Below are 21373 nucleotides of genomic sequence, written 5' to 3' on the forward strand. Positions count from 1 at the left end.
CCAGACATTGTTCCCGGATTGCGCTTCGCTCATCCGGGCTACGGGATCCTCGTGGTGCTGCTATTGCTGCGGCGGATATCGGTCGAATACGGGCAGCTCGTGCGCGCGTTCCATCCATTGGATCCGCTCGGCGACCTGGACATGGATCATTGGCGGAACGACGTCAGGATCATCATAGGTTCCGCTCTGGATATCAATGATCCCGGGCAGCATCTGCTCATTGACGTAAAAAAGACCGGTGCCGCAATTCGCGCAAAAATGCCGGCGGCCGTGCTCGGATGATTCGTAGACCTTGGGCTGCCCTTGGGTCACCTTGACGGCAGCGGCGGGATACATCGTCCAGGCGACCATCGGCGCGCCAGCGTGACGTCGGCAATCCGTGCAGTGGCAGAGCGCGTGCGTAAGGGCTTCGCCTTCAACCTCGTAGCGGATGGCTCCGCAATGACAACCGCCTGCAATGTGCATTTCATCTGCTCCCAGGTCGTTGACAGAGTGATTTAGCATTGTAGCCCGGATGGAGCGCAGCGTAATCCGAGAACCGGTTCGCGAACGACCATGATCCCGGATTACGCTTCGCTTCATCCGGGCTAAGGAAGCCGCAGAATTAATCAGGCCGACTTGCGCACCGCGTTGTCGACCAGCGTCTTGCCGAGCGACCAGATCGCGCCGGGGACCTTGTGGCTGCCGGCGATCACGGTGTCGAAAGCCTTTTCGATCCAGGTGCAGTCGTCCTCGGTGAGGACGAGCGGCGGCAGGAGCTTGATGGTGTGGAGGCCGTGGCCGGCGACCTGGGTCAGGATCTTGTGGTCCTTGAACAGCGGCACGGTGATGAGCTGGCAGAACAGGCCTTTGTTCGCGGTCTCCAGCACGTTCCAGGATGCGCGCAGGCGCAGCGACTTCGGCGGGCCGAACTCGATGCCGATCATCAATCCCTTGCCGCGGACTTCCTTCATCAGCTCGTAGCCTGGCACCATGCGCGTCAGCGCGAGGCGGAGCTCGGCGCCGCGCTTGGCGGCCAGCTCAACCAGCTTCTCGGCCTTGATGACGTCGAGCGTTGCGATGCCGGCGGCCATCGCCAGATCGTTCTTCGAGAATGTCGAGCCGTGCACGACGGCGCGATCCATCTGGTTGAAGATCTTGTCGAAGATGCTCTTGCGCGTCAGCAGCGCGCCGACCGGGACATGACCGCCGGACAGCGCTTTCGCCAGCAGCACCATGTCGGGCTCGACATTCCAGTGCTCGACGGCGAGGAATTTGCCGGTGCGGCCGATGCCGGTCTGAATCTCGTCGGCGACGAACAGCGTGCCATATTTCCGGCACAACGCCGCAGCACCGGGCAGGAATTCGTCCGAGGGCATGTTGACGCCCTTGCCCTGGATCGGTTCGACGATGAAGGCCGCGACCTGGCGCGACGACAGCGCCTGCTCGAGCGCGGCAAGATCGTTGAACGGAATCTGGGTGCAGCCGGGCAATAGCGGCTCGAAGCCGGAGCGGAAGTTCGCATCGTCCATCAGCGACAGCGCGCCATAGGACAATCCGTGAAACGAATGCGAGCAGGACACGATGCCGGGCCGCCCGGTCGCGCCACGCGCGAACTTGATGGCGGCTTCTACCGTCTCGGCGCCCGAATTGGAAAAGAATACCTTGTCCAGATATGGCACATATTCGAGGAGGCGCTCGGCCAGGATGCCGGCGAGCGTGGACACATCGAGCTGCACGAGGTTGGGCAGATCGGCATCCAGCACGCTCTTCAAGGCCTGGCGCAGCGCCGGGTGGTTGCGGCCGATCGCAAAAACGCCAAATCCGCTGAGTAGGTCGAGATACCGTGCCCCCTCACGATCGAAGAGATATTGGCCTTGCCCTTTTTGAAAGCCGACGTCATAGCCGATGGTTTTGAGCACGCGCACGAGCTGCTCGTTCAAGTAGCGCGCGTGCAGGGAACTGCGCTGCGCCTGGCGCTCCACAAACATCTCGGAAACGTCTAGATTTGAGCTTAGCATCGGCTACATACGTCGGTTGATGGTCATTTCGTCAACTCAAAACGCCGAATGCGGCGTTTTGCCCCCAAGCTTTGGCCCTTGTACACTTAAGCACAGGTAAGACCATGTTGCACTGCCCACCCAAGCTCGCGCGCACCATAGCATACTCGGGATTCGTTTTGGCGAGCACAATGGTCCCAGCGCTGGCCGCGGATCCGACCGGCGACTGGCGCGTGGCTGACGGTGTCGCCCATATCCGGGTCGCACAATGCAACGGCAGCCTCTGGGGCGCAGTCGCCTGGGAGAAGACCCCCGGCGGCAAGGATACGCAGAATCCGGACGCCGCGAAGCAAAGCCGGCCCACGCTCGGCATGCCGATCCTGATCGACATGAAGAAGAAGGCGGGCACGGATGCGTGGGAGGGCCAAGTCTATAATGCCAAGGACGGTCAGCTCTACAGCTCTACGATCAAGCCAATTGGTTCTGACAAGCTCGAGATTCAAGGCTGCGTGCTGGGCTTTCTCTGCGGCGGCGAGACCTGGACCCGCGTTGGGCCTCCGATTGCCTCCAGCGCCGCCAACAGCACGCCCCCTGCCAACAGCATGGCCAAGGGCGCCGCACCCGCACCCAAAGGGGCAGCGCAGTCAGCCGCTCAGACGCCGCCCAAGACCACGGGCTCGGTAAGCTCGGCTCCCGCCACCGCGCCGGCCGCGTCGTCCAAACAGCAGACGGGCCAGAAGCAGGCAGCAGCCGCCCCGGCCGCCGCCCCATCAGGTGACGTCGTCGGCGATATCTGCGTCCTTCCGGACGTCGCGCGGTTTACCCATTAATGCCGGCTGGAAGAGCAGCACCGCGGCGAGAGTCGTGACCAGCGAGAGCGCGAGCAATTTACCCATGCTCGCGGTTCCTGGATGACTTGAAAGCCACAGGCTGCCGAACGCGGTTGCCGTGGTCAGCGCGCTGAAAAAGATTGCCCGCGTCAGGCTCGATTGCAGCAGATTCGTTCTGCCCTGACGCCAGGCAGTGACGTAGTAGATCTTGAAGGCGACGCCGACGCCGAGCAACAGCGGCAGCGCGACGATATTGGCGAAGTTGAGCGGCAGCCCGATCAGCACGCAGATTTCCAGCGTCACGGCGCCCGCGACCAGAAGCGGCACGATCGTCATCAGCACGTCGGCGATACGCCGCAGCGTCAGCCAGAGCAGCAGGCTGATCACGATCAGCGACCAGATGCCGGCGTGGATGAACGCCTTCACCACGGTATCGCCGGACTTCAGGATCGAGACCGGGCCGCCGATCGCCGTCGGCTCGGCCGCGAGCACGGCGGCCGCGAACTTGCGCAGCGTGTCATTGTCGTTCGGATCACCCTTCGGCAGGACCTCGACCCGTATCAGCCCGTCCTTGGCCTTCCATTCACGTACCAGCTCCTCCGGCAGCGACTTCAAAGTGACGGTCTGGGCCTGCAGCATGTCCCTGAGCTGGTCGAGCACCACCTTGAGTGGCGAAACGAAGACGTTCTGCGCCTTGTCGCGCGTCGCCTGATTCGAATCGGCCAGCTTGGTCAGCGCATCCGCAAGCCGGCGTGCAGCCACCGCGCCCGCATTCTTGATGTCGCCGGCGGTCTTGCGGAGGTTGTCGGCCGAGCTCTTCAGGGACTCGACATTCTCCTGGTCGGTCGGCGGCGCATCGATCGAATCCGGATTGAGCGCCGGGTTGAGCATCTTCGCCGCCTGCGCGATCAGCTTCAGCTTGGCCGGCTGATCGGTCGGCACGAAGCTGTCGAGCGAGCGGACGCTCAACACTTCCGGCAGCTTTTCCAGCCTCTCCTCGATCTTCCTGGCGTCGGCTTCCGAATGCGTCATCACGTTGATCGCATTGGCGCCGGTGTTCGGGTCGCGCCTCAAATCGAGGAACGTCGCGATCGATTCGACCTGCGAGTTGCGCAGGTTGATCGGGTTGAAGTCGAACTTCATGTAGTAGAGCAGCGGCAGGCCGGCGATCACGAGCGCGAGTGTGCTGATGATGATCGCGACGCGATGCTTCTCCAGGAAGTGGTCGACGGGCGCGAGGAACGCGTATCCGACCGGCTCCTTCTCGCCGGGCGGATTGAGCAGGTCCAGGAGCGCCGGCAGCGTGGTGATGCTGGTGAGGAACGCGATCAGCATGCCGGCGCCGGCGATCTTGCCGAGCTCGGAAATGCCCTTGTAGTCGGTCGGCAGGAAGCACAGGAAGCCCGCGGCGGTCGCCATCGCCGCAAGCGAGAGCGGCACCGCCGAGCGGCGTGCCGCATTCTCCAGCGCCAGCGTCAGGTTGTCGTTCTTGAAGCGTTCGGAACGGTAGCGGACGCTGAACTGGATACCGAAATCGACGCCTAAGCCTACGAACAGCACGGCAAAGGCGATCGACAACAAATTGAGCGAGCCGACCATCATCAACCCGACGGCGGTGGTGATCGCAAGCCCGATGAACAGGTTCAGGAACACGGCGAAGATGATCTTGGCCGAATGCAGCGCGAGCCACAGGATCACCAGCACGATCAGCACAGTGCCGATGCCGTTGACGACGGCGCCGTCCTGGACGGTGGCATATTCCTCGTTGGCGATCGGCACCGGTCCGGTGAGGCGGACGCGCGCGCCATATTCGCTTGCGAATTTCAGGTCTGCGGCCGCCTGCCGGATCGCATCGGTGGCCGCCTTACCGGGCTCCAGCGCCTGATAGTCGAGCACCGGCTTGAATTCGATGAAGGCGCGCTTGTCCGAATCGGTCAGCGGCTTGTCGCTGGTGAGCTCGCGCCAGGAGAAGGTCGGATTGCCCTTGTTGCTGAGGACATCCTCGACCGTCTGCGAGATCAGGTTGAAGGGCCGAGCGGCGTTCTCGAGCTTGGCCTGCCCGCGCTTGATGCCGGCAAGACCCGTCTCCAGTGCACCGGTGAGGCCGCGGATCGAGGGATCGCCGGCCATGATCTCGATCAGGGGTGCGGCGGATTCGAGCTCGCCGGTAACCTGGGCGACCTCCTCGGTCGGCAGGAACAGAAGCCCGTTCTTCTCGAAGAATTCGCCGGAGCCGAGCGGCGTGACCGATTCGAAATGCTCGGTGTCACCGGTGAGCTTCTCGGCCAGCGCCTTGGCGGCAAGGCCCGTGAGCTCCGGCGTCGGCGCCTCCACGACGGCAAGAATCAGGCGCTCGCGGTCGAAGGCTTGCTCGAACTGGATGTCGCGCTGGCGCCAGTCCAGGTTGGGCGAGATCAGCGTATTGATGTCGGTATTGATGGTGAAGTTGCGCGCCGCGTAATAGCCCGCCGCGACCGCTGATATCAGCGAGAGGACGACGACAGGGATGGCAAACCGCGTGCACGCCTTAACAATCGAGACAACAATACGTGTCAGCACTTCATTTCTTTCTGATCACAGGAAGCACGCCGAAAACGCCCGCTATCTAGCGGAGTTCCCAGGGCCGATCTAATGTTGTTTTGACCGCCCGACCGCTGGTTCACGAAGAAGCGTCGAAACGGGCCGGAACGGCGTTGGGCGCGGTATATCCCGCCCCAGCGGGCAATAAAGTGACGAACAAGTGAGATGGGGTGGGCATTAATGCCGCAGTTTTAGGTATTTTAATACCTTAAACCGGCGACCCGAGTGATAACCATTCCGTAATCCGGCTTTCCTAGACGCTCATTTTTTGACACAAAGCGCTCTTTTTCCGTGCGCTTGGGGGTGGGCTTAAGTGCAGGAACTGGTGGTGCGGATATTGCAGCAGGACCTGCCGGCTGCAGGATGTCCGGCCGCGCGGGTTTTCGGATCAGATTGGTGCAATTTGCTTAACGGGCGTCCTATGGAGGTTTTTCTAGCGCAGCCGCGGGGGTTTTGCGCGGGCGTGGTGCGCGCCATCGAGATCGTCGAGCGCGCGCTCGAGAAATACGGGCCGCCGGTCTATGTCCGACATGAGATCGTGCATAACAAATACGTCGTCGAAAGCCTGAAGAACAAGGGCGCGATCTTCGTCGAGGACCTTTCCGAGGTTCCGGCGAACGCGGTGACCGTGTTCAGCGCCCATGGCGTGGCGCGCAGCGTCGAGGAAGAGGCCGCCGCACGCGGCCTGCCGGTGCTCAATGCCACCTGCCCGCTGGTCACCAAGGTCCACAATCAGGGCAAGCGCTATATGTCGAAGGGCCGGTCATTGATCCTGATCGGGCATGCCGGCCACCCCGAGGTCGAGGGAACCATGGGCCAGGTTCCAGGCCCCGTGCTGCTGGTCCAGAGCGTCGAGGATGTCAACGCCCTGACGCTGTCGGCCGATACGCCGATCGCCTACATCACCCAGACCACCCTGAGCGTAGATGACACACGTGAGATTATTCTGGCGCTCCAGGCCCGGTTTACAGACATTCAAGGCCCTGACATCCGGGATATCTGCTATGCCACACAGAACCGCCAATCCGCGGTAAGGGACCTGAGCAAATTGGTGGATGTCATCCTGGTGGTGGGGGCCGCCAACAGCTCCAATTCCAATCGGTTGCGCGAGATCGGCACCGAAGCCGGCGTCGCCAGTTACCTCATTGCGGATGGCAGCGAACTCAACCCAGAATGGCTGAAGAATGCAAAGACCGTCGGCATCACGGCGGGTGCCTCGGCGCCCGAAGTGCTGGTCGACGATGTGATCGAGGCGTTGCGGCGCACCGGACCGGTCAAGGTGTCGGTCCTGCCGGGCCGGGAAGAGAACATCGAATTCCGCCTGCCGGCCGAACTGACCGCGGGCTGACCCAAACTTGGTCGTGAGAGTCGAGAGAGAAAGAATGGCAATACCCTTCTTCAAGGAACTGCGCATCGGCGGCTATCTGCTCAGGCAGAAGCTGCTGGGCCGCAAGCGCTATCCGCTCGTGCTGATGCTGGAGCCGCTGTTTCGCTGCAATCTCGCCTGCGTAGGCTGCGGCAAGATCGACTATCCCGACGCGATCCTCAATCGCCGCATGACCGCGCAGGAATGCTGGGACGCGGCCGACGAGTGCGGCGCGCCGATGGTTGCGATCCCCGGCGGCGAGCCGCTGATCCACAAGGAGATCGGCGAGATCGTCCGCGGCCTGGTAGCGCGCAAGAAGTTCGTCTCGCTCTGCACCAACGCGCTGCTTCTGGAAAAGAAGCTCGATCTGTTCGAGCCGTCGCCTTATTTGTTCTTCTCTGTGCATCTCGATGGGCTGAAGGACCATCACGACAAGGCGGTGTCTCAGAAGGGCGTGTTCGACCGCGCGGTGTCCGCGATCAAGGCGGCCAAGGCGCGCGGCTTCACCGTCAATGTCAATGCCACCATCTTCGACGGCCATCCGGCGGAGGAAATCGCAAAATTCCTCGACTTCACCACCGAACTCGGCGTCGGCGTCTCGATGTCGCCGGGCTACGCCTATGAGCGCGCGCCCGACCAGGAGCACTTCCTCAACCGCACCAAGACCAAGAAGCTGTTCCGCGACGTCTTTGCGCTCGGCAAGGGCAAGAAGTGGAATTTCATGCATTCCGGCCTGTTCCTCGACTTCCTGGCCGGCAACCAGGAATACGAGTGCACGCCCTGGGGCATGCCGGCGCGCAACATCTTCGGCTGGCAGAAGCCCTGCTATCTGCTCGGCGAAGGCTACGCCAAGACCTTCAAGGAGCTGATGGAGACCACGGACTGGGATTCCTACGGCACCGGCAAGTATGAGAAGTGCGCCGACTGCATGGCGCATTGCGGCTACGAGCCGACCGCGGCGGTCGCGGCGCTCAACAACCCGCTGAAGGCCATGTGGGTCTCCATGCGCGGCATCCGCACCAAGGGTCCGATGGCCCCCGAGATCGATCTCACGAAGCAGCGTCCGGCGCAGTACATCTTCTCGGAGCAGGTCCAGAAGAAGCTCTCCGAGATCCGCCGCGACGAAGCGATCGCCGCCCAGCAGAAGGCCGCACAGAAAGCCTCAACTGCCGCGTAAGACGCGAGCAACAATCGAATAAGCAAAAGGCCCGACCGTCGATGACGGTCGAGCCTTTTGTTTTGTTCGTAGCCCGGATGGAGCGAAGCGCAACCCGGGATGCCTGTATCTGCGTTTGCGAGCGGTCCCGGGTTACGCTGACGCTTCACCCGGACTACGGCTCTCCGTGATTATGCCGCCGAGCGAATCATCGGCTCCACGGGGACGAGGGTCTCGCCGCCCAGCAGGAAGCCACGGCAGCCGCGCAAGGAGCGCAGCGCGCGGTTGAAGTCGATTCCGGTCGAGACCAGCGAGCGCAGCGTCAGCGGATTGCGCGCCACGCCGCGCAGGACCTTGCGCAGGTCGATGTCGCCGTTCGGCTTGACCGCGGTCTTCGCCAATTCCGGCAGCGCGCGGTGGGCGGGATCGCTGATCACCCGGAGCGCCGCGAACGGAATGCCCGCCTTGGCCGCGTAGGCAGCGGCAATGTGGCTCTCCATGTCGACGGCGGCAGCGCCGGTTTCCGAGCGCAACGCCGCCTTGCAGGCCCTGGCCGCAATCACCTGCTCAACCCCGGCGAGCCCACCCCTGACGATCTTGCGGCGCCTCAACGTGGCGCCGGCAACCATCTCCTCGTTCAAGGCCATATCGGCCAGGAATCGGGTGTCGCCGGAAAGCACCTCCGTCGCCACCACGACGTCACCCGATCGCAATGCCGGATCGAGCCCGCCGGCCACGCCGAACGAGATCACGCCGCGGAACGATGACGAATCGAGTGTCGCCAATAGCTCGCGAAGCTGCTGCGGATCGCTGGAACTACAAATGACGATCATGCCCGGCCCGGCCGCGATGCGAGCCTCCTGCACTAATCCCGTCACGATCAAGACCGGCCGCGGATCCAGCATTTTCCCCACAGTCGCGGCGGCCCCCGCCCCCAGATTCACATTCCGACCCCTACCACCCTGCTGTTCGTGTTTCGCAAATTCCGATACCGCGCTAGCGCCCAGAGCGGGAAGAACTTGGAGTAGCCATGATAACGCAAGTAAAACACACGCGGAAAGCCTGTAGCCGTGTAACGCTGCTCCTCCCAGAGTCCTTTTTCGCTCTGTGTGCTTTTTAGGTACTCCACCCCCCCTCGAACTGCGGGGTTTTCGACCTCTCCCGCTGCCATCAGCGCAAGCAAGGCCCATGCCGTCTGCGAGGAGGTCGAAGGCGCGACCTCATAGCCCCGATAGTCGAGCCGATAGCTGACGGCGTCCTCGCCCCAGCCGCCGTCCTGATTCTGGACCGACACCAGCCAGTCGACCGCCTTCCGAATCATCGGGTCCTGATGGTCGACGCCGGCGGCGTTGAGCGCGCAGAGCACCGACCAGGTGCCGTAGATGTAGTTCAGCCCCCAGCGGCCAAACCAGGAACCTTCGGCAAGCTGGGTGCGGCGCAGATAGGCGACGCCGTCGGCAACCGCCTTGCTGGTCTTTTCGGTCTCGCCGAGCTGCGCCAGCATCGAGACGCAGCGCGCGGTGACGTCCTCGGTCGGCGGATCGAGCAGCGCGCCGTGGTCGGAGAACGGGATGTTGTTGAGGTAATATTCGAGGTTGTTGACGTCGAAGGCGGCCCAGCCGCCGTCGCGGCTCTGCAAGCCCTCGATCCATTCGCGGGCGCGGTCAATCGCCGCGTCGTACTCCTTGGTGCCGTTGTAGCGGCGCGCCCGGTCCATCGCCATGACCACCACGGCGGTATCGTCGAGGTCGGGATAATGGTCGTTGTTGTACTGGAACGCCCAGCCGCCCGGCCGGACGTTGGGCGCCTTCACCGCCCAGTCGCCCTTGAAATCGAGCACCTGCCGCGGCTTCAACCAGTCGAGCCCCTGCTTGGCCTTGGTAATGGTGTCCTCGCCGCCGGCCTCCTGCAGCGCGTGGCACGTCAGCGCAGTGTCCCACACCGGCGATACGCAGGGCTGGCAATAGGCCTCGTTCTCGCGGATCACCAACAGCTTCTCGAGGCCGCGCCGCGTGGCGGCACGCGGCGGATAGTTCTCGTCCTTGCCGAGCGCGTCATACATCATCACGATGTTGGCCATCGGCGGATAGATCGCGCCCATGCCGTCTTCGCCGTTCAACCGCTCTTCGATGAAGGCGAGCGCGGCATCGATCGCGCGCTGGCGCAGCCTCTTCGTGAATAGCGGTTCGACCACGCGCAGCACGCTGTCGAGCCCGCGGAAGAGCAGGAACCAGCCCCACCTCTGATGCGGCGCCTTCGGAGGCATGCCGACCGACTTGGGATCCTCCAGGAACAGTTCGTCGAGGCCGATGCCCTTCGGGTTCTTGGCCCGCGGCTTCAGCGCGGCCAACACCATCAGCGGCACCATCGTGGTGCGCGCCCAGTAAGAGATCTTGGCGATGTGGAACGGTGACCACATCGGCAGCAGCATGATCTCGACCGGCAGCACCGGCGTCGCGCGCCAGGTCACGACGCCAAACAGCGCCAGCAGGAAGCGGGTGAAGACGTTGCTCGCCGCCGCTCCGCCGCGCGAACGGATCGCTTCGCGCGCTTTCACCATATGCGGCGCGTCGATGGAATCGCCGATCACCTTCAGCGCGAAATAGGCCTTCACGCTTGCGCTCATGTCGAACGGACCGTCATGCACCAATGGCCAGCCGCCATGGGCGCCCTGCACGCGGCGGAGGTAGTTGGCGATCTTCGCCTCCAGCACGCTGTCGACGGGCTCGCCGAGATAGTGGCACAGCAGCACATACTCCGCCGGGATCGTGCTGTCGGCCTCGAGTTCGAACACCCAATGTCCGTCGGATTGCCGATGGCCGAGCAGCGCCTCGGTCGCTACAGAGATGCTCTTCTCCAGTGCGGCCGGATCGACGGTGGCGGTATCGTTGACGGCATCCATCTTGTTCGATTTCTCCTTCTGAGATCATGATCCGGAATCGGATCATGATCTCATCTCCTTGTTTGAGCATGATCTCCGCGCAAACGCTTCGCGTTTGTCGCGAGGGAAAACCGGTTTCCACTTTTCCGGATCATGCTGTAGCGCGCTTCTGCGGCTCGCGCAGCATGATCAAGACCCGCCCAGGATCAGATCGGAGGCACGGTCACCGGACCGCACCGATCCCTCGATCGTTGCCGGCAATCCCGTATCAGTCCAATCGCCAGCGAGAAACAGGTTTTTGTAGGCCGTGACCGCGCCGGGCCGCAGAGCGTGCTGCTCCGGCGTAGCTTCGAATGTGGCACGGCGCTCGCGCACGATCTGCCAAGCGGGCAAAGGCGGCAATTCGCCGGAAATGCCGGCGGCCTTGCAGACATCGCGCCAGATCGCCTGTGCCAGTTCCTCGCGCGGCATGTCGACGAGACGATCACCATTGCTGATCGTGACCGAGAGCCGCTGCGGGAACGCGAACAACCATTCGACGAGGCCACCGATCACGCCTAGGATCGGCGCGGCATTGGGCGGCGGATCGAAGCGGAAATGCGCGTTCACGATGGCGCGGAATTTGGTCGGCGTCTTCAGACCCGGCACCAGCGATGCCGCAGCGCGCGGCGGCACTGCGAGCACCACCGCGTCAGTAGGCGCAAGATCGATCATGTCGTCGCCGAATTTCAGCTCGCTGACATGATCGGACACCGTGCCGAACTGCCGCAGCTCATGGCTGAACCGCACGCTCGAACCCCTCTCCTGCAGCAGCTTCACCGCGGGTTCGATCAAGACCGAGCTCAATCCGTCGCGCGCAATCAGCGGCCGGCAGGACTCGCCGCCGGCAAGCAGCGTCTCGCGTACGATCGCACCGGCCAATCCCGCCGAGCCCTCGGGCGGGTCGACATTGAGCGCGGCGAGCAACAGCGGCTGCACCAGACGATCGTACAGCGTGCCCTTGCATGCGATGGTATCGCCGACCCGCTTGTCGGTGCCGGCCCAGGCGAGTGGCGCCAGCGCGAGGTAGTCGCGTAAGCCCGTATCGGGGACGCGGCGCGCTTCGTCGAACACCCAGAGCGGCAAGCGGGAAGAGCCAAGATCGAGTTCCCAGCGCTTGCCGGTTGCAAGATCGACAAAGGGAAATTTCGCGCGTTCCGGCCCGACCAGCCCGGCCTCGGTGCCGATCGACTTTGCATAGGCCACCGCATGGCGGTTGCCGGACAGCAACAGGTGATTGCCGTTGTCGATGGTGAGATTGGTGGCGGCGTCGAAATAAGAGCGGCAGCGGCCGCCGGCCTGCTGCGTCGCCTCGTGGACGTGCACCATGTAGTTCGCTTTGGCGAGCCGAACGGCCGCCGAGAGGCCGGAAATACCGGCGCCGATGATATGAACGGTCTTTTGCATCAGATGTCAGATGAACGCGTAACGAAGAAGAATGCCGATCTTTTGCATCTTGCCGACGCGAACGGGCTCGCGTGGCGTTGCAAAACCCCGGGCGATCAGGAGATCGAGGATCGCGCGATAATATTTCGACATGATCCGTGGCGCGCGCACCGCGCGCCGCGAATTACGCTTCATGATGTCATCCGCCTTCTCGAAATGTTTTTTCGCGCGCTCAGCCAGCGGCAGGCACACTCTCGGCAAGTTGCGCTCGGCGATCACCCGCTGGGGGTCGTCAGATGTAATGCCGGCATGCAACAGCATCTCGCGCGGCAGATAGAGCCGGCCGAGGCCGGCATCCTCATCGACGTCGCGCAGGATGTTGGTGAGCTGCAGCGCGCGGCCAAGGTGATGCGCGAGCTGGATGCCGTCGTCCTCGGGCAGGCCGAACACCCGCACCGAGAGCCGGCCGACGGCGCTCGCCACGCGGTCGCAATAGAGATCGAGCGTCGCCATGTCGGGCGCGCGGATGTCCTGCGGCACATCCATCTCCATGCCGTCGACGATGGCAAGAAAGTCCTCGCGCTTCAGGCCGAAGGACCTGACCGAGCCGACATAGTCCTTGAGCCGCGGCGGCGGATTGCCCTGATACAGCGCATCGATATCGTCGCGCCATTGCTGCAACGCGGCCAGCCGCTCGTCGCGCGGGCCGTCGGAATCGGCGATGTCGTCGACCTGGCGGCAAAAGCTGTAAATCTGGAACATCGCATCGCGCTGCGCGCGTGGCAGGATCCGCATCGCGGCGTAGAACGAACTGCCGGACGCGGTGGTGCCATAGTCTGCGTTGGCCGCCGCCGTCTCAACGCTCATGCGCCGGCCGCCGTTTTTGACACCGGCCGGCGCCCAACGGCGCGGCGAGCCAACTCGCCGGCGACGCCGCCGAGGCTGGAACCGAGCATTGCGAGCGGACTGAGATGCACGCGCTCGCTGAGGGGATCGCGCACCTTCAGCATGTTCACGATCCTGTCGGCGAATGCCTGGATCACGGATATCTCCAGGCCCAACCGCAAATCCTTCACCTCGACGGCAAGCGACTTGCTTTCGGCAAGCAGCGCCTCGGTGCGCACCGCCAGAGCCTGCAGGCATTGCAGCAGCGGCGCTGGAGACTTCGGCTCCCCGAGCATCTCGACGGTGGCGCCGGATGCGGCCAGCGCATCGCGCGGGAGGTAGATGCGGTTGAGATTCTTGTAGTCCTTGGCGCAATCCTGCAGGTGGTTGTTGATCTGCAAGCCCGCGCACAGCGCGTCCGAGGCAGCCCAGGTGGACGTGCTCTCGCCGTGGACATCGAGCATGAAGCGGCCGACCGGCATCGCCGAGTACCGGCAGTAATGGATCACCTCGTCCCAGTTCTCGTAGCGCAGCTTCGTCACGTCCATGCGGAACGCGACCAGCACGTCGAGCGCGTGGCGTGGCGGCATCGCACGCTCGGCGAGTGCACGGCGCAGATTGACGGCTTCCTTTTGGGTGTCGCCTTCGCCCAAGAGCTCTTTCTCGAGCAGGTCGAGATAATGGAGCTTTTCGTCCGCCGGCAACGTTGCATGGTCGGCGATGTCGTCGGCGGTACGGACGAAATTATAGAAGGAAAGGATCAGGGCGCGGTGACGCGGATGAATGATCCACGACGCGACCGGAAAATTCTCGTCGCGGTGGGTCTTCCCGGATCGCAGTTCGCTCGCGCTTGTCATCAGGAACCGGCCACATTTGCCCTAGCTAAGGCGCATGCGCCAGAAGTTGCGCACATGCGGTGGATTGCGTGCCCCATATAGGGGAATACGCGACCAAAACCAATGCTGTATGGGTAAAGCGCGTGGCTCCTGTGCCCAATATCACACAGTGGGCACAGGCTCTCTTGCGGCTATTTTTCGCGTGCAAAATACGGTGTTACTGCCCGTGGCTCTTCAATACCTGGTCGCAGGCCGCGCTGATCTTGGTGCGGTTCTCCTTCAGGCAGGCGAGGATGGTGAAATCGCCCTGATCGATCACCGCGCGGCAGTGCTTCTGAACGTCGCGGGTGCAGGCCTTCTGTTCCTCCGGCGTGCCGCTGCGCGATTGCTGCTGGGCGAAGGCGTCAGATGAAAGCGGGATCGACAACAGCGTGAGGGCCAATAGAACTTTACGCATCATATTCCTTCATTTCCGACAGCAAAAAACCCTGTTCCGGAAGTTGCGTTTCGGCAGAACCCGGCATGGATTTGTTGGGATTTGCGCCGCCGCGTAGCAAAGCGACGAAGAAAGGACAAGCGCCGCTAAATGCGGCCAAATTTGCGGTGCTGTAAAGGGCCATCTAATCGGTTGAAAAACCAAGAAGTTTTTTCCAATCACGGTTCGCTACAGACTGTTGCAGCGCAGATGCCGATATCGGATGGACAGACATGAAGTGAGATGCTTCTTGATTCTGTCGAACAAAAATGGCGTGTTTCACTCGATTCCACCGGCTATGACAGGCAGGGTGGGTCGTTTGAACCTGTGGGATCGCGATCAACACTAAGTGTTCGATGCGGCGAGGCGTATCTTGAAGAAGATCGTCGATTTTTGATGGGAAAACTCACAATGAAGCGGTTTGGTTTGGGCTTGTTCGGTCGCGCGATCACAGCGGCCGGCATTGGCGCGGTGGTCATGTTGTCGGCCGGCACGGGCAACGCCCAATCGTCGGGACCATTCGCCGGCTTTGACGGATCATGGAGCGGTTCGGGCACCGTTGCGCTCTCCAACGGCACCACCGAACGGATCCGGTGCAAGGCCAGCTACAAGGTCAACGCCACCGGGCTTGGCCTGAAGCAGAGCCTGAATTGCGCCAGCGACAGCTACAAGTTCGACCTCTCCAGCGACGTGACGAGCCAGGGTGAGCGCATCTCCGGCAACTGGAGCGAGAGGAGCCGCAACATCTTCGGCAACCTGCAGGGCACCGCGGGCGGTGGCCAGATCGAGGTGTTCGTCGAGGCGTCCGGATTCGCCGCCACGCTGAACCTGCGCGCCCACGGCAACAGGCAGGTCGTGCAGATCGATTCCAAGGGCGAGATCCGCGGCGTCAACATCACCCTGACGAAGGGCTGATACAGCCGCGAATTCTGTGGCCCGGGTGAAGCGACAGCGTAACCCGGGCTACGACACTGTCGCAGCACCGTCCCAGCGCGCGCAGAAGGCCTCGATGTCGGTCGACTGGAATTCGCCGAGGCGCGCCATGATCGTCTCGAACGGCCAATCCCACCAGGCGATCCGTGCAAGCTGCGCCGCGATCTTGCGATTGAACCGCTCGCGGATCTGGCGGGCCGGCACGCCGCCGACGATGGTATAAGGCGCCACATCGCGCGTCACCACGGCGCCTGCCGCCAGCACCGCGCCGTCCCCTACCGTAACACCGGGCAGGACGATAGCGGCGTGGCCGATCCACACATCGTTGCCGATCACCACCCGATCGCCCCGCCGCTCGGCGAAGAAGGCGCGATCACGCTCGGCCGTCTCGGAGTAATATTCGGGGCAATAGGTGAAACGGTGCAGCGACGGACGGTCGATCGGATGGTTCGGTGCGCCGATCCGGACCTGCGCGGCGATCGCACAGAACCGGCCGATCTCGGCATCGCCGACCATGCAACCAGGGCCGAGATAGGAGAAATCGCCGAGCTCCGAATACTCGACGGAGGTATCGCCGAGTATCTCGCAGCACTTGCCGATGGTGCTCTCGCGCAGCTTGACCGTCGGCTCGATGACGGTCTCGGCGATCTTCGGGCGCGGACGCGGCGCTTCATTCATTTTGCTGTTTTCCTGTTTCGTGAGAGCGGCACCTGGTCCCGCCCCTCAACTTCATTTCCGATATCCAGCACCTCCCGGGCGACGTCAATGAAACTTCGCACGAAGCGCAGCTCGCGCTTGTCGACCGGAGCGAGAAGATAATTCGCGTAAGTCTCGTTCATGTCGGTGATCTCAATGCCGATCAGCTCACTCGATGCCGACATGCTGTCATCAAGCAGCAGGCCGACGCCGATCCCATGCAGCACCGCCTCCTTCACGACAGGAAACGTGGTGGTCTTCACAAGACGCGTCAGGGTGATGCCGAGTTCACCGCATTTCTGATGCAGCAGGCGCTGCGTCAGAGACCCGTCCTCGGGCACGATCACCGCCTCCTCCGCGAGGTCGCGCAGCGAGAGCTTCTTGCGGCGTGCAAATCGATGGTCCCGACGCACATAGGCGTGGTAGCGCGTCCTCGCCAACGGCAGGCTATAGAGCTGCTCATCGATCACCGGCTCGGTGACGATGGCGACATCGACGGCGCGTTCGCGCAAACGTTGCATTGCCAGTGTCCAGCTCACGAGCGTGAACTCGATCTGAACGCGCGGGAATAGGGTCGCATAGCGGGCGATCACTGGCATCGCCGGCCGCGGCGCGTTGGCAACCACGCTCAAATGGCCCGCGGCGATCTCGCTGTAGTTGGCGACTTTCTCCTCGATCAATTGCTCCAGGTTGCGCAGCCTGTCCGAGACGGCAAACAGCTCGCGACCGGCGCGCGTCAGCTCCAGTCCGTCGCGGCGACGTACGAAGAGCTTGGTTCCCATCGTGCGTTCAAGATTTGCGACGTGCTGGGTCACCGACGATTGGGTGACGCCAAGCTTTTCCGCCGCACGGGTGAAACTGCCTTCCCGTGCCGACTGGGTGAAGGCGCTGATCTGATAAGGATTTGCCCGCATAGGGCCGAACTCGCCACCACAACCTGCGCTGCTCTCGCCATTAGCATGGCTAATATGACGTCACGGTGACGTTAATCTGGCTGGTTACTGCAGCGCCGATCCGAAATCGAACGGGGACCGCACCGCGATGGTGCGCTCAACGACCGACGCCCGATCTTTCGTGACCAAGGCCAGGAGGAACGACATGCACTCAGGCGCTTCCAGGATACTGACCACCCATGTCGGCAGCCTGCCGCGCTCGCCCGAACTGGAGGCGATGCTGCTGCGCCGGGAGAAGCACGAACTCGACCCGAGCGGTTTGCGACAATTACCGGGTGCGATCGAAGACGCCGTGACGTCGGTCGTACGTCGCCAGGCCGAGCTTGGCATCGACATCGTTTGCGATGGCGAGATGAGCAAATATGCCTACGCGACATACGCACGCGAACGGATGACCGGCCTCGAGGGCGAAGATCAGCCGCTGGCGCTTTCCGAACTGTCGGAATTTCCGAACTTCGCGCAGCGCGTCAAGCTCGACATCAAGACGCCGGCCTGCGTCGGACCGGTGAGTTACGTCGGCGCAGACGCCCTGGCGACCGACATCAGCAACCTGAAGGTCGCGCTCGATGCGGCAAAGGTCGAGCGCGCGTTCATGAGTGCGTCGTCGCCAGGAATCATGGCGCACTACATGCCCAATCGGTACTACGCCTCGCAGGACGCATATCTGGAAGCTCTCGCAGAGGCGATGAAGCGCGAGTACGACGCCATCGTGGCCGCCGGCCTGTTGCTGCAGATCGATTGCCCGGACCTCGCTCTTGGCCGGCATTTCCGCGCCACGCCGGCGACGATTGCCGATTTCCGCAACGAGATCGCCATGCTGATCGAAATTCTCAATCACGCGCTACGCGACATTCCGCCCGAACGCATGCGCCTGCATCTGTGCTGGGGCAACTACGAATCTCCTCATCATCACGACATCGAACTGTCCGAGATCCTGGACCTGATCCTGAAGGTTCGACCGGCTGCGCTGCTGATCGAGGCTGCCAATCCGCGGCATGCGCATGAATGGTCCGTGTTCGCCGAGACCCCGCTGCCCGATGACAAGATTCTGGTGCCGGGCGTGATCGACACCTGCACCAACTATATCGAGCACCCCGAAGTGGTGGCGCAGCACATCGAACGTTATGCCGGCATGGTCGGGCGCGAGCGCGTGATCGCGGGCACGGATTGCGGCTTCGCAAGCTTCGCGACGCTGCACACGGTCGATCCTGAGATCGCCTGGCGCAAGCTGGAAGCGCTGGTGCAAGGCGCCGAGATCGCGTCACGGCGACTTTGGAAGAACTGACGAACGCGATCGATCTCGCATCGCGTCGCCGACGATCGATGCGGGCGGCGATTTACCGCACGGGAAGCCGGTATTCGGCTCGAGAAGTATTTCAATCCGTCACGCGAGCGTCAGATGCGCTCCTTAACGCTAGCGCAGCCGACCAAAGCCTGAGGAATAGATTGAATGGCGAAAATTGAGCTTTCCGCTGTCCGCAAATCCTTTGATGGCACGGAGATCCTGAAGGGCGTCGACCTCAGGATCGAGGATGGCGAGTTCATCTCGCTGGTCGGTCCCTCCGGCTGCGGCAAATCAACGTTGCTGCGCGTGATCGCGGGTCTTGAGCCGCAGAGCGCCGGCGAAGTCAGGATCGACGGCGTCGCCGCCGACGGCATCAGGCCGAGCGCGCGCAACCTTGCGATGGTGTTTCAGTCCTATGCGCTGTATCCGCACCTGAGCGCGTTCGACAATATCGCGGTGCCCTTGCGCATGCGGCGCCTCTCGGCGATCGAGCGCCTGCCGCTCGTCGGGGCACTGCTGCCGAGCCGGCGCCGCAAGGAACGCGGCATCCGCGAGGATGTGGCAGGGGTCGCCGAGCAGCTCGAAATCGCACATTTGCTTGGCCGCAAGCCGGCGCAACTGTCGGGCGGGCAGCGGCAGCGCATCGCAGTCGGACGCGCCATCGTGCGCCAGCCGGTGGCCTTCCTGTTCGACGAGCCGCTGTCCAATCTCGACGCCAAGCTGCGCGTGCATATGCGCGCCGAGCTCGCGCAACTGCACCGGCGGCTGAACACCACCTTCGTCTACGTCACCCACGACCAGGCCGAGGCGATGACGATGTCGAGCCGGATCGCCGTGATGATCGGCGGCGAGCTGGTACAGGTCGGCACGCCCGCCGACATCTACGACAACCCGCGCGACATACGCGTCGCCGAATTCGTCGGTAGCCCGAAGATCAACATCCTGCCCGGACGGATCCGCGACGACGGCCGCATCGAGGCGCTCGGCTTTGCGCTGCGGTTGACGAGCGCTACCGCGCCTGGCCCCTGCCGGATCGGCGTGCGTCCGGAGCGGATCGAGCTCGGCAGCGGGCCGTTCTCGGGCCACGTCGTACACGCCGAGAACATGGGCTCGGAAGCGTTCGTGCATCTCGGCGTCAACGGCAGTGACGCGCGTCTCGTGGCGCGCATCGACGACCCGAGGCGGCTGCCGCCGATCGCAACGCAGGTCTCATTCGGCTTCGCGACGGACGCGGTGCGCGCCTTCGACCCCGAGGGCAAGCGGATCGAGGTCGAGATCGAGCATGCCGAGCGCGTGCGGGAGCGGGCCATTGTCTGACGCCGCAACCATCGACACTGCCGTCGTCGCCACGCCGGCCGCACGCACGCCCCTGCGAAAACGCGATCAGCGGGCGATGACCGCCTATGGCCTGGTCGCGCCGGCATTCACGCTGATGCTGCTCATGCTGCTCGGCCCGCTCGCGAGTGTGATCGCGCTCTCCTTCACCGACTATCAGCTCGGCGCCCCCGCCTTGTCCTGGATCGGCCTTGCCAACTACCAGGAGATGTTCGCCGACAGGGTGTTCTGGATCTCGCTGCGCAACACGCTGACTTATGTGGTGATCGTTGTGCCCGGCGCGGTGACGCTTGGGCTAGCCATCGCGCTGCTGATCGAAAGCGGCACCAGCCTGCGCGGCCTCTACCGCACCATCTACTTCCTGCCTGTCATGGCAACGCTGATCGCGATGGCTGTGGTCTGGGAGTTCATGCTGCATCCGCAGTTCGGCCTGGTGAACGGGCTGTTGCGCGGCGCCGGGCTGCCGGCTTTTAGCTGGCTGCAGGACCGCAACACCGCGCTCTATGCGCTCTGCGCCATCGGCATCTGGCAGGCGGTCGGCTTCAACATGGTGCTGTTCCTCGCCGGCCTGGTCTCGATCCCGAAGCAGCTCTATGAGGCCGCCGAGATCGACGGCGCGGCGAGCGCCTGGGCGCGGTTTCGCCTGGTGACCTGGCCGATGCTTGGCCCCGTGACGACCTTCGTCATCGTGATCAGCGGCATCCGCTCGTTCCAGGTGTTCGACACCGTGCACATCCTCACCAAGGGCGGGCCGTCGAAATCCTCCGAAGTGCTGATCCACACCATGTACACCGAGGGATTCGAGTTCTTCCGCTCAGGCTACGGCGCCGCGCTGACGGTCGTGTTCCTGGTGTTCGTCCTCCTGCTCACTTTGATCAAAGCGAGGCTCGCCGACCGCGGCGTGCAAACCGCATGAAGAATCTCCGCGCGATTCCGCTCTGGCCTGCCGTCCGCCATTTGCTCCTGATCACGGGCGCGGTGGTGCTGCTGGCCCCGTTCATCTGGATGGTCTCGACCGCGTCGAAGCCGCCGGAGGAAGTGTTCTCCAGCGAACTGCACCTGATCCCGCATCATTTCGCGCTGTGGGACAATTTGAAGGTCGCCTTCGCCAAGGCCAATCTCTGGCGCTTCCTGCTCAACGGCGTGATCGTCACCGTCTCGATCTTCGTGCTGCAGGTGCTGATCGCGCTGCCCGCCGCCTATGCGCTGGCGAAGCTGCGCTTCCTCGGCCGTGACACGCTGTTCGCGCTGGTGCTGTTCGGAATCCTGATTCCGCCACAGGCCACCGCGATCCCGGTATTCCTGCTGCTGCACAAGCTCGGCCTGCTCGACAGTTACGCCGCGCTCGTCCTGCCCTTTACGATCTCGGTGTTCGGCATTTTCCTGATGCGCCAGTTCTTCAAGTCGGTCCCCGACGATCTCGTCGACGCCGCGCGCATGGACGGCATCTCCGAGTTCGGCATCGTCTGGCGGGTGATGCTGCCCGCCGCCATCCCCGCGGTCACCGCCTTCGGCATCTTCTCCGTGGTCGCGCATTGGAACGACTATTTCTGGCCGCTGATCGTGCTCAACAGCGAGCAGTTGCGCACGCCGCCGCTGGCAGTGGCGCATTTCCGCAACAACGAGGCCGGCACCAATTACGGCCCGCTGATGGCGGCGGCGATGGTGATCATCGCGCCGCTCCTGATCGCCTTCCTGCTCGCGCAACGCCGCTTCATCGAAGGCATCACGCTGACCGGAATCAAGTAACGCGTCACC

Annotated in this window: 20 protein-coding genes; 8 read left to right on the forward strand and 12 right to left on the reverse strand. The window is 63.2% G+C overall.

Annotated elements, in window-relative coordinates; genetic code table 11:
- Positions 1–60: 60 nt before the first annotated feature.
- Positions 61–582 (reverse strand): GFA family protein, encoded by a 522-nt coding sequence (locus CWO89_RS02555; protein WP_349644859.1) that lies wholly within the window; start codon positions 580–582, stop codon positions 61–63.
- A 26-nt stretch (positions 583–608) separates the two neighbouring features.
- Positions 609–2000: an aminobacteriohopanetriol synthase HpnO gene (gene hpnO / locus CWO89_RS02560; RefSeq protein WP_130577106.1), complete on the reverse strand. Its 1392-nt coding sequence runs from the start codon at positions 1998–2000 to the stop codon at positions 609–611.
- Positions 2001–2104: 104 nt separating this feature from the next.
- On the opposite strand from hpnO, the gene CWO89_RS02565 reads away from it, so the two are divergent.
- The gene (locus CWO89_RS02565) at positions 2105–2809 is read left to right on the forward strand and encodes a DUF2147 domain-containing protein (RefSeq protein ID WP_130577107.1); all 705 of its coding nucleotides are present in this window, start codon (positions 2105–2107) and stop codon (positions 2807–2809) included.
- Here the strand turns inward: CWO89_RS02565 and hpnN are convergent.
- On the reverse strand, positions 2750–5368 hold the full coding sequence (hpnN, locus tag CWO89_RS02570; RefSeq protein WP_130577108.1) for a hopanoid transporter HpnN: 2619 nt from the start codon (positions 5366–5368) through the stop codon (positions 2750–2752). The two genes, CWO89_RS02565 and hpnN, sit on opposite strands and share 60 nt — an antisense overlap.
- Before the next feature lie 442 nt (positions 5369–5810).
- On the opposite strand from hpnN, the gene ispH reads away from it, so the two are divergent.
- A complete protein-coding gene (gene ispH / locus CWO89_RS02575) occupies positions 5811–6737 on the forward strand; it encodes a 4-hydroxy-3-methylbut-2-enyl diphosphate reductase (RefSeq protein WP_130577157.1) in 927 nt (308 codons plus the stop codon).
- Between the two features lie 34 nt (positions 6738–6771).
- Positions 6772–7932: an adenosyl-hopene transferase HpnH gene (hpnH, locus tag CWO89_RS02580; protein WP_130577109.1), complete on the forward strand. Its 1161-nt coding sequence runs from the start codon at positions 6772–6774 to the stop codon at positions 7930–7932.
- A 170-nt stretch (positions 7933–8102) separates the two neighbouring features.
- Here the strand turns inward: hpnH and CWO89_RS02585 are convergent, their stop codons facing one another.
- From CWO89_RS02585 to CWO89_RS45660, 7 genes are all read right to left on the reverse strand, one after another.
- The gene (locus CWO89_RS02585) at positions 8103–8855 is read right to left on the reverse strand and encodes a phosphorylase (protein WP_165420962.1); all 753 of its coding nucleotides are present in this window, start codon (positions 8853–8855) and stop codon (positions 8103–8105) included.
- Complete coding sequence (shc, locus tag CWO89_RS02590; RefSeq protein WP_130577110.1) at positions 8852–10813, reverse strand: squalene--hopene cyclase; 1962 nt, start codon at positions 10811–10813, stop codon at positions 8852–8854. The genes CWO89_RS02585 and shc overlap by 4 nt, the downstream gene beginning before the upstream one ends.
- 168 nt (positions 10814–10981) lie before the next feature.
- Positions 10982–12238 carry a hydroxysqualene dehydroxylase HpnE gene (gene hpnE, locus CWO89_RS02595; RefSeq protein WP_130577111.1) on the reverse strand — a complete coding sequence of 419 codons (1257 nt, stop codon included), beginning with the start codon at positions 12236–12238 and terminating at the stop codon, positions 10982–10984.
- A 6-nt stretch (positions 12239–12244) separates the two neighbouring features.
- On the reverse strand, positions 12245–13084 hold the full coding sequence (gene hpnD / locus CWO89_RS02600; RefSeq protein WP_130577112.1) for a presqualene diphosphate synthase HpnD: 840 nt from the start codon (positions 13082–13084) through the stop codon (positions 12245–12247).
- Positions 13081–13959, reverse strand: a complete 879-nt coding sequence (hpnC, locus tag CWO89_RS02605) for a squalene synthase HpnC (protein ID WP_130577113.1) — start codon at positions 13957–13959, stop codon at positions 13081–13083. The genes hpnD and hpnC overlap by 4 nt, the downstream gene beginning before the upstream one ends.
- Positions 13960–14155: 196 nt before the next feature.
- Positions 14156–14395: a cysteine rich repeat-containing protein gene (locus CWO89_RS02610; protein WP_130577159.1), complete on the reverse strand. Its 240-nt coding sequence runs from the start codon at positions 14393–14395 to the stop codon at positions 14156–14158.
- Positions 14388–14558: a hypothetical protein gene (locus tag CWO89_RS45660; RefSeq protein ID WP_165420963.1), complete on the reverse strand. Its 171-nt coding sequence runs from the start codon at positions 14556–14558 to the stop codon at positions 14388–14390. The genes CWO89_RS02610 and CWO89_RS45660 overlap by 8 nt, the downstream gene beginning before the upstream one ends.
- Before the next feature lie 266 nt (positions 14559–14824).
- Between CWO89_RS45660 and CWO89_RS02615 the strand changes: the two genes are divergently transcribed.
- Complete coding sequence (locus CWO89_RS02615; RefSeq protein WP_130577114.1) at positions 14825–15328, forward strand: hypothetical protein; 504 nt, start codon at positions 14825–14827, stop codon at positions 15326–15328.
- A 48-nt stretch (positions 15329–15376) separates the two neighbouring features.
- Here the strand turns inward: CWO89_RS02615 and CWO89_RS02620 are convergent, their stop codons facing one another.
- The gene (locus CWO89_RS02620) at positions 15377–16024 is read right to left on the reverse strand and encodes a DapH/DapD/GlmU-related protein (protein ID WP_130577115.1); all 648 of its coding nucleotides are present in this window, start codon (positions 16022–16024) and stop codon (positions 15377–15379) included.
- Positions 16021–16956 carry a LysR family transcriptional regulator gene (locus CWO89_RS02625; RefSeq protein WP_130577116.1) on the reverse strand — a complete coding sequence of 312 codons (936 nt, stop codon included), beginning with the start codon at positions 16954–16956 and terminating at the stop codon, positions 16021–16023. Before CWO89_RS02625 ends, CWO89_RS02620 begins: the two co-directional genes overlap by 4 nt.
- Before the next feature lie 184 nt (positions 16957–17140).
- On the opposite strand from CWO89_RS02625, the gene CWO89_RS02630 reads away from it, so the two are divergent.
- The 4 genes from CWO89_RS02630 to CWO89_RS02645 all read left to right on the forward strand — a co-directional run bounded on the left by CWO89_RS02630 (position 17141) and on the right by CWO89_RS02645 (position 21364).
- Positions 17141–18280, forward strand: a complete 1140-nt coding sequence (locus CWO89_RS02630) for a cobalamin-independent methionine synthase II family protein (protein ID WP_130577117.1) — start codon at positions 17141–17143, stop codon at positions 18278–18280.
- 165 nt (positions 18281–18445) lie between these two features.
- A complete protein-coding gene (locus CWO89_RS02635; protein ID WP_130577118.1) occupies positions 18446–19597 on the forward strand; it encodes an ABC transporter ATP-binding protein in 1152 nt (383 codons plus the stop codon).
- Positions 19598–19673: 76 nt separating this feature from the next.
- Entirely contained in the window at positions 19674–20531 is an 858-nt protein-coding gene (locus tag CWO89_RS02640) for a carbohydrate ABC transporter permease (RefSeq protein WP_463699236.1), read from the forward strand.
- The gene (locus CWO89_RS02645) at positions 20528–21364 is read left to right on the forward strand and encodes a carbohydrate ABC transporter permease (protein ID WP_130577120.1); all 837 of its coding nucleotides are present in this window, start codon (positions 20528–20530) and stop codon (positions 21362–21364) included. Before CWO89_RS02640 ends, CWO89_RS02645 begins: the two co-directional genes overlap by 4 nt.
- Positions 21365–21373: the final 9 nt, after the last annotated feature.

Source organism: Bradyrhizobium sp. Leo170 (assembly GCF_004296405.1).
In the GTDB taxonomy this organism is placed as follows: Bacteria; Pseudomonadota; Alphaproteobacteria; order Rhizobiales; family Xanthobacteraceae; genus Bradyrhizobium.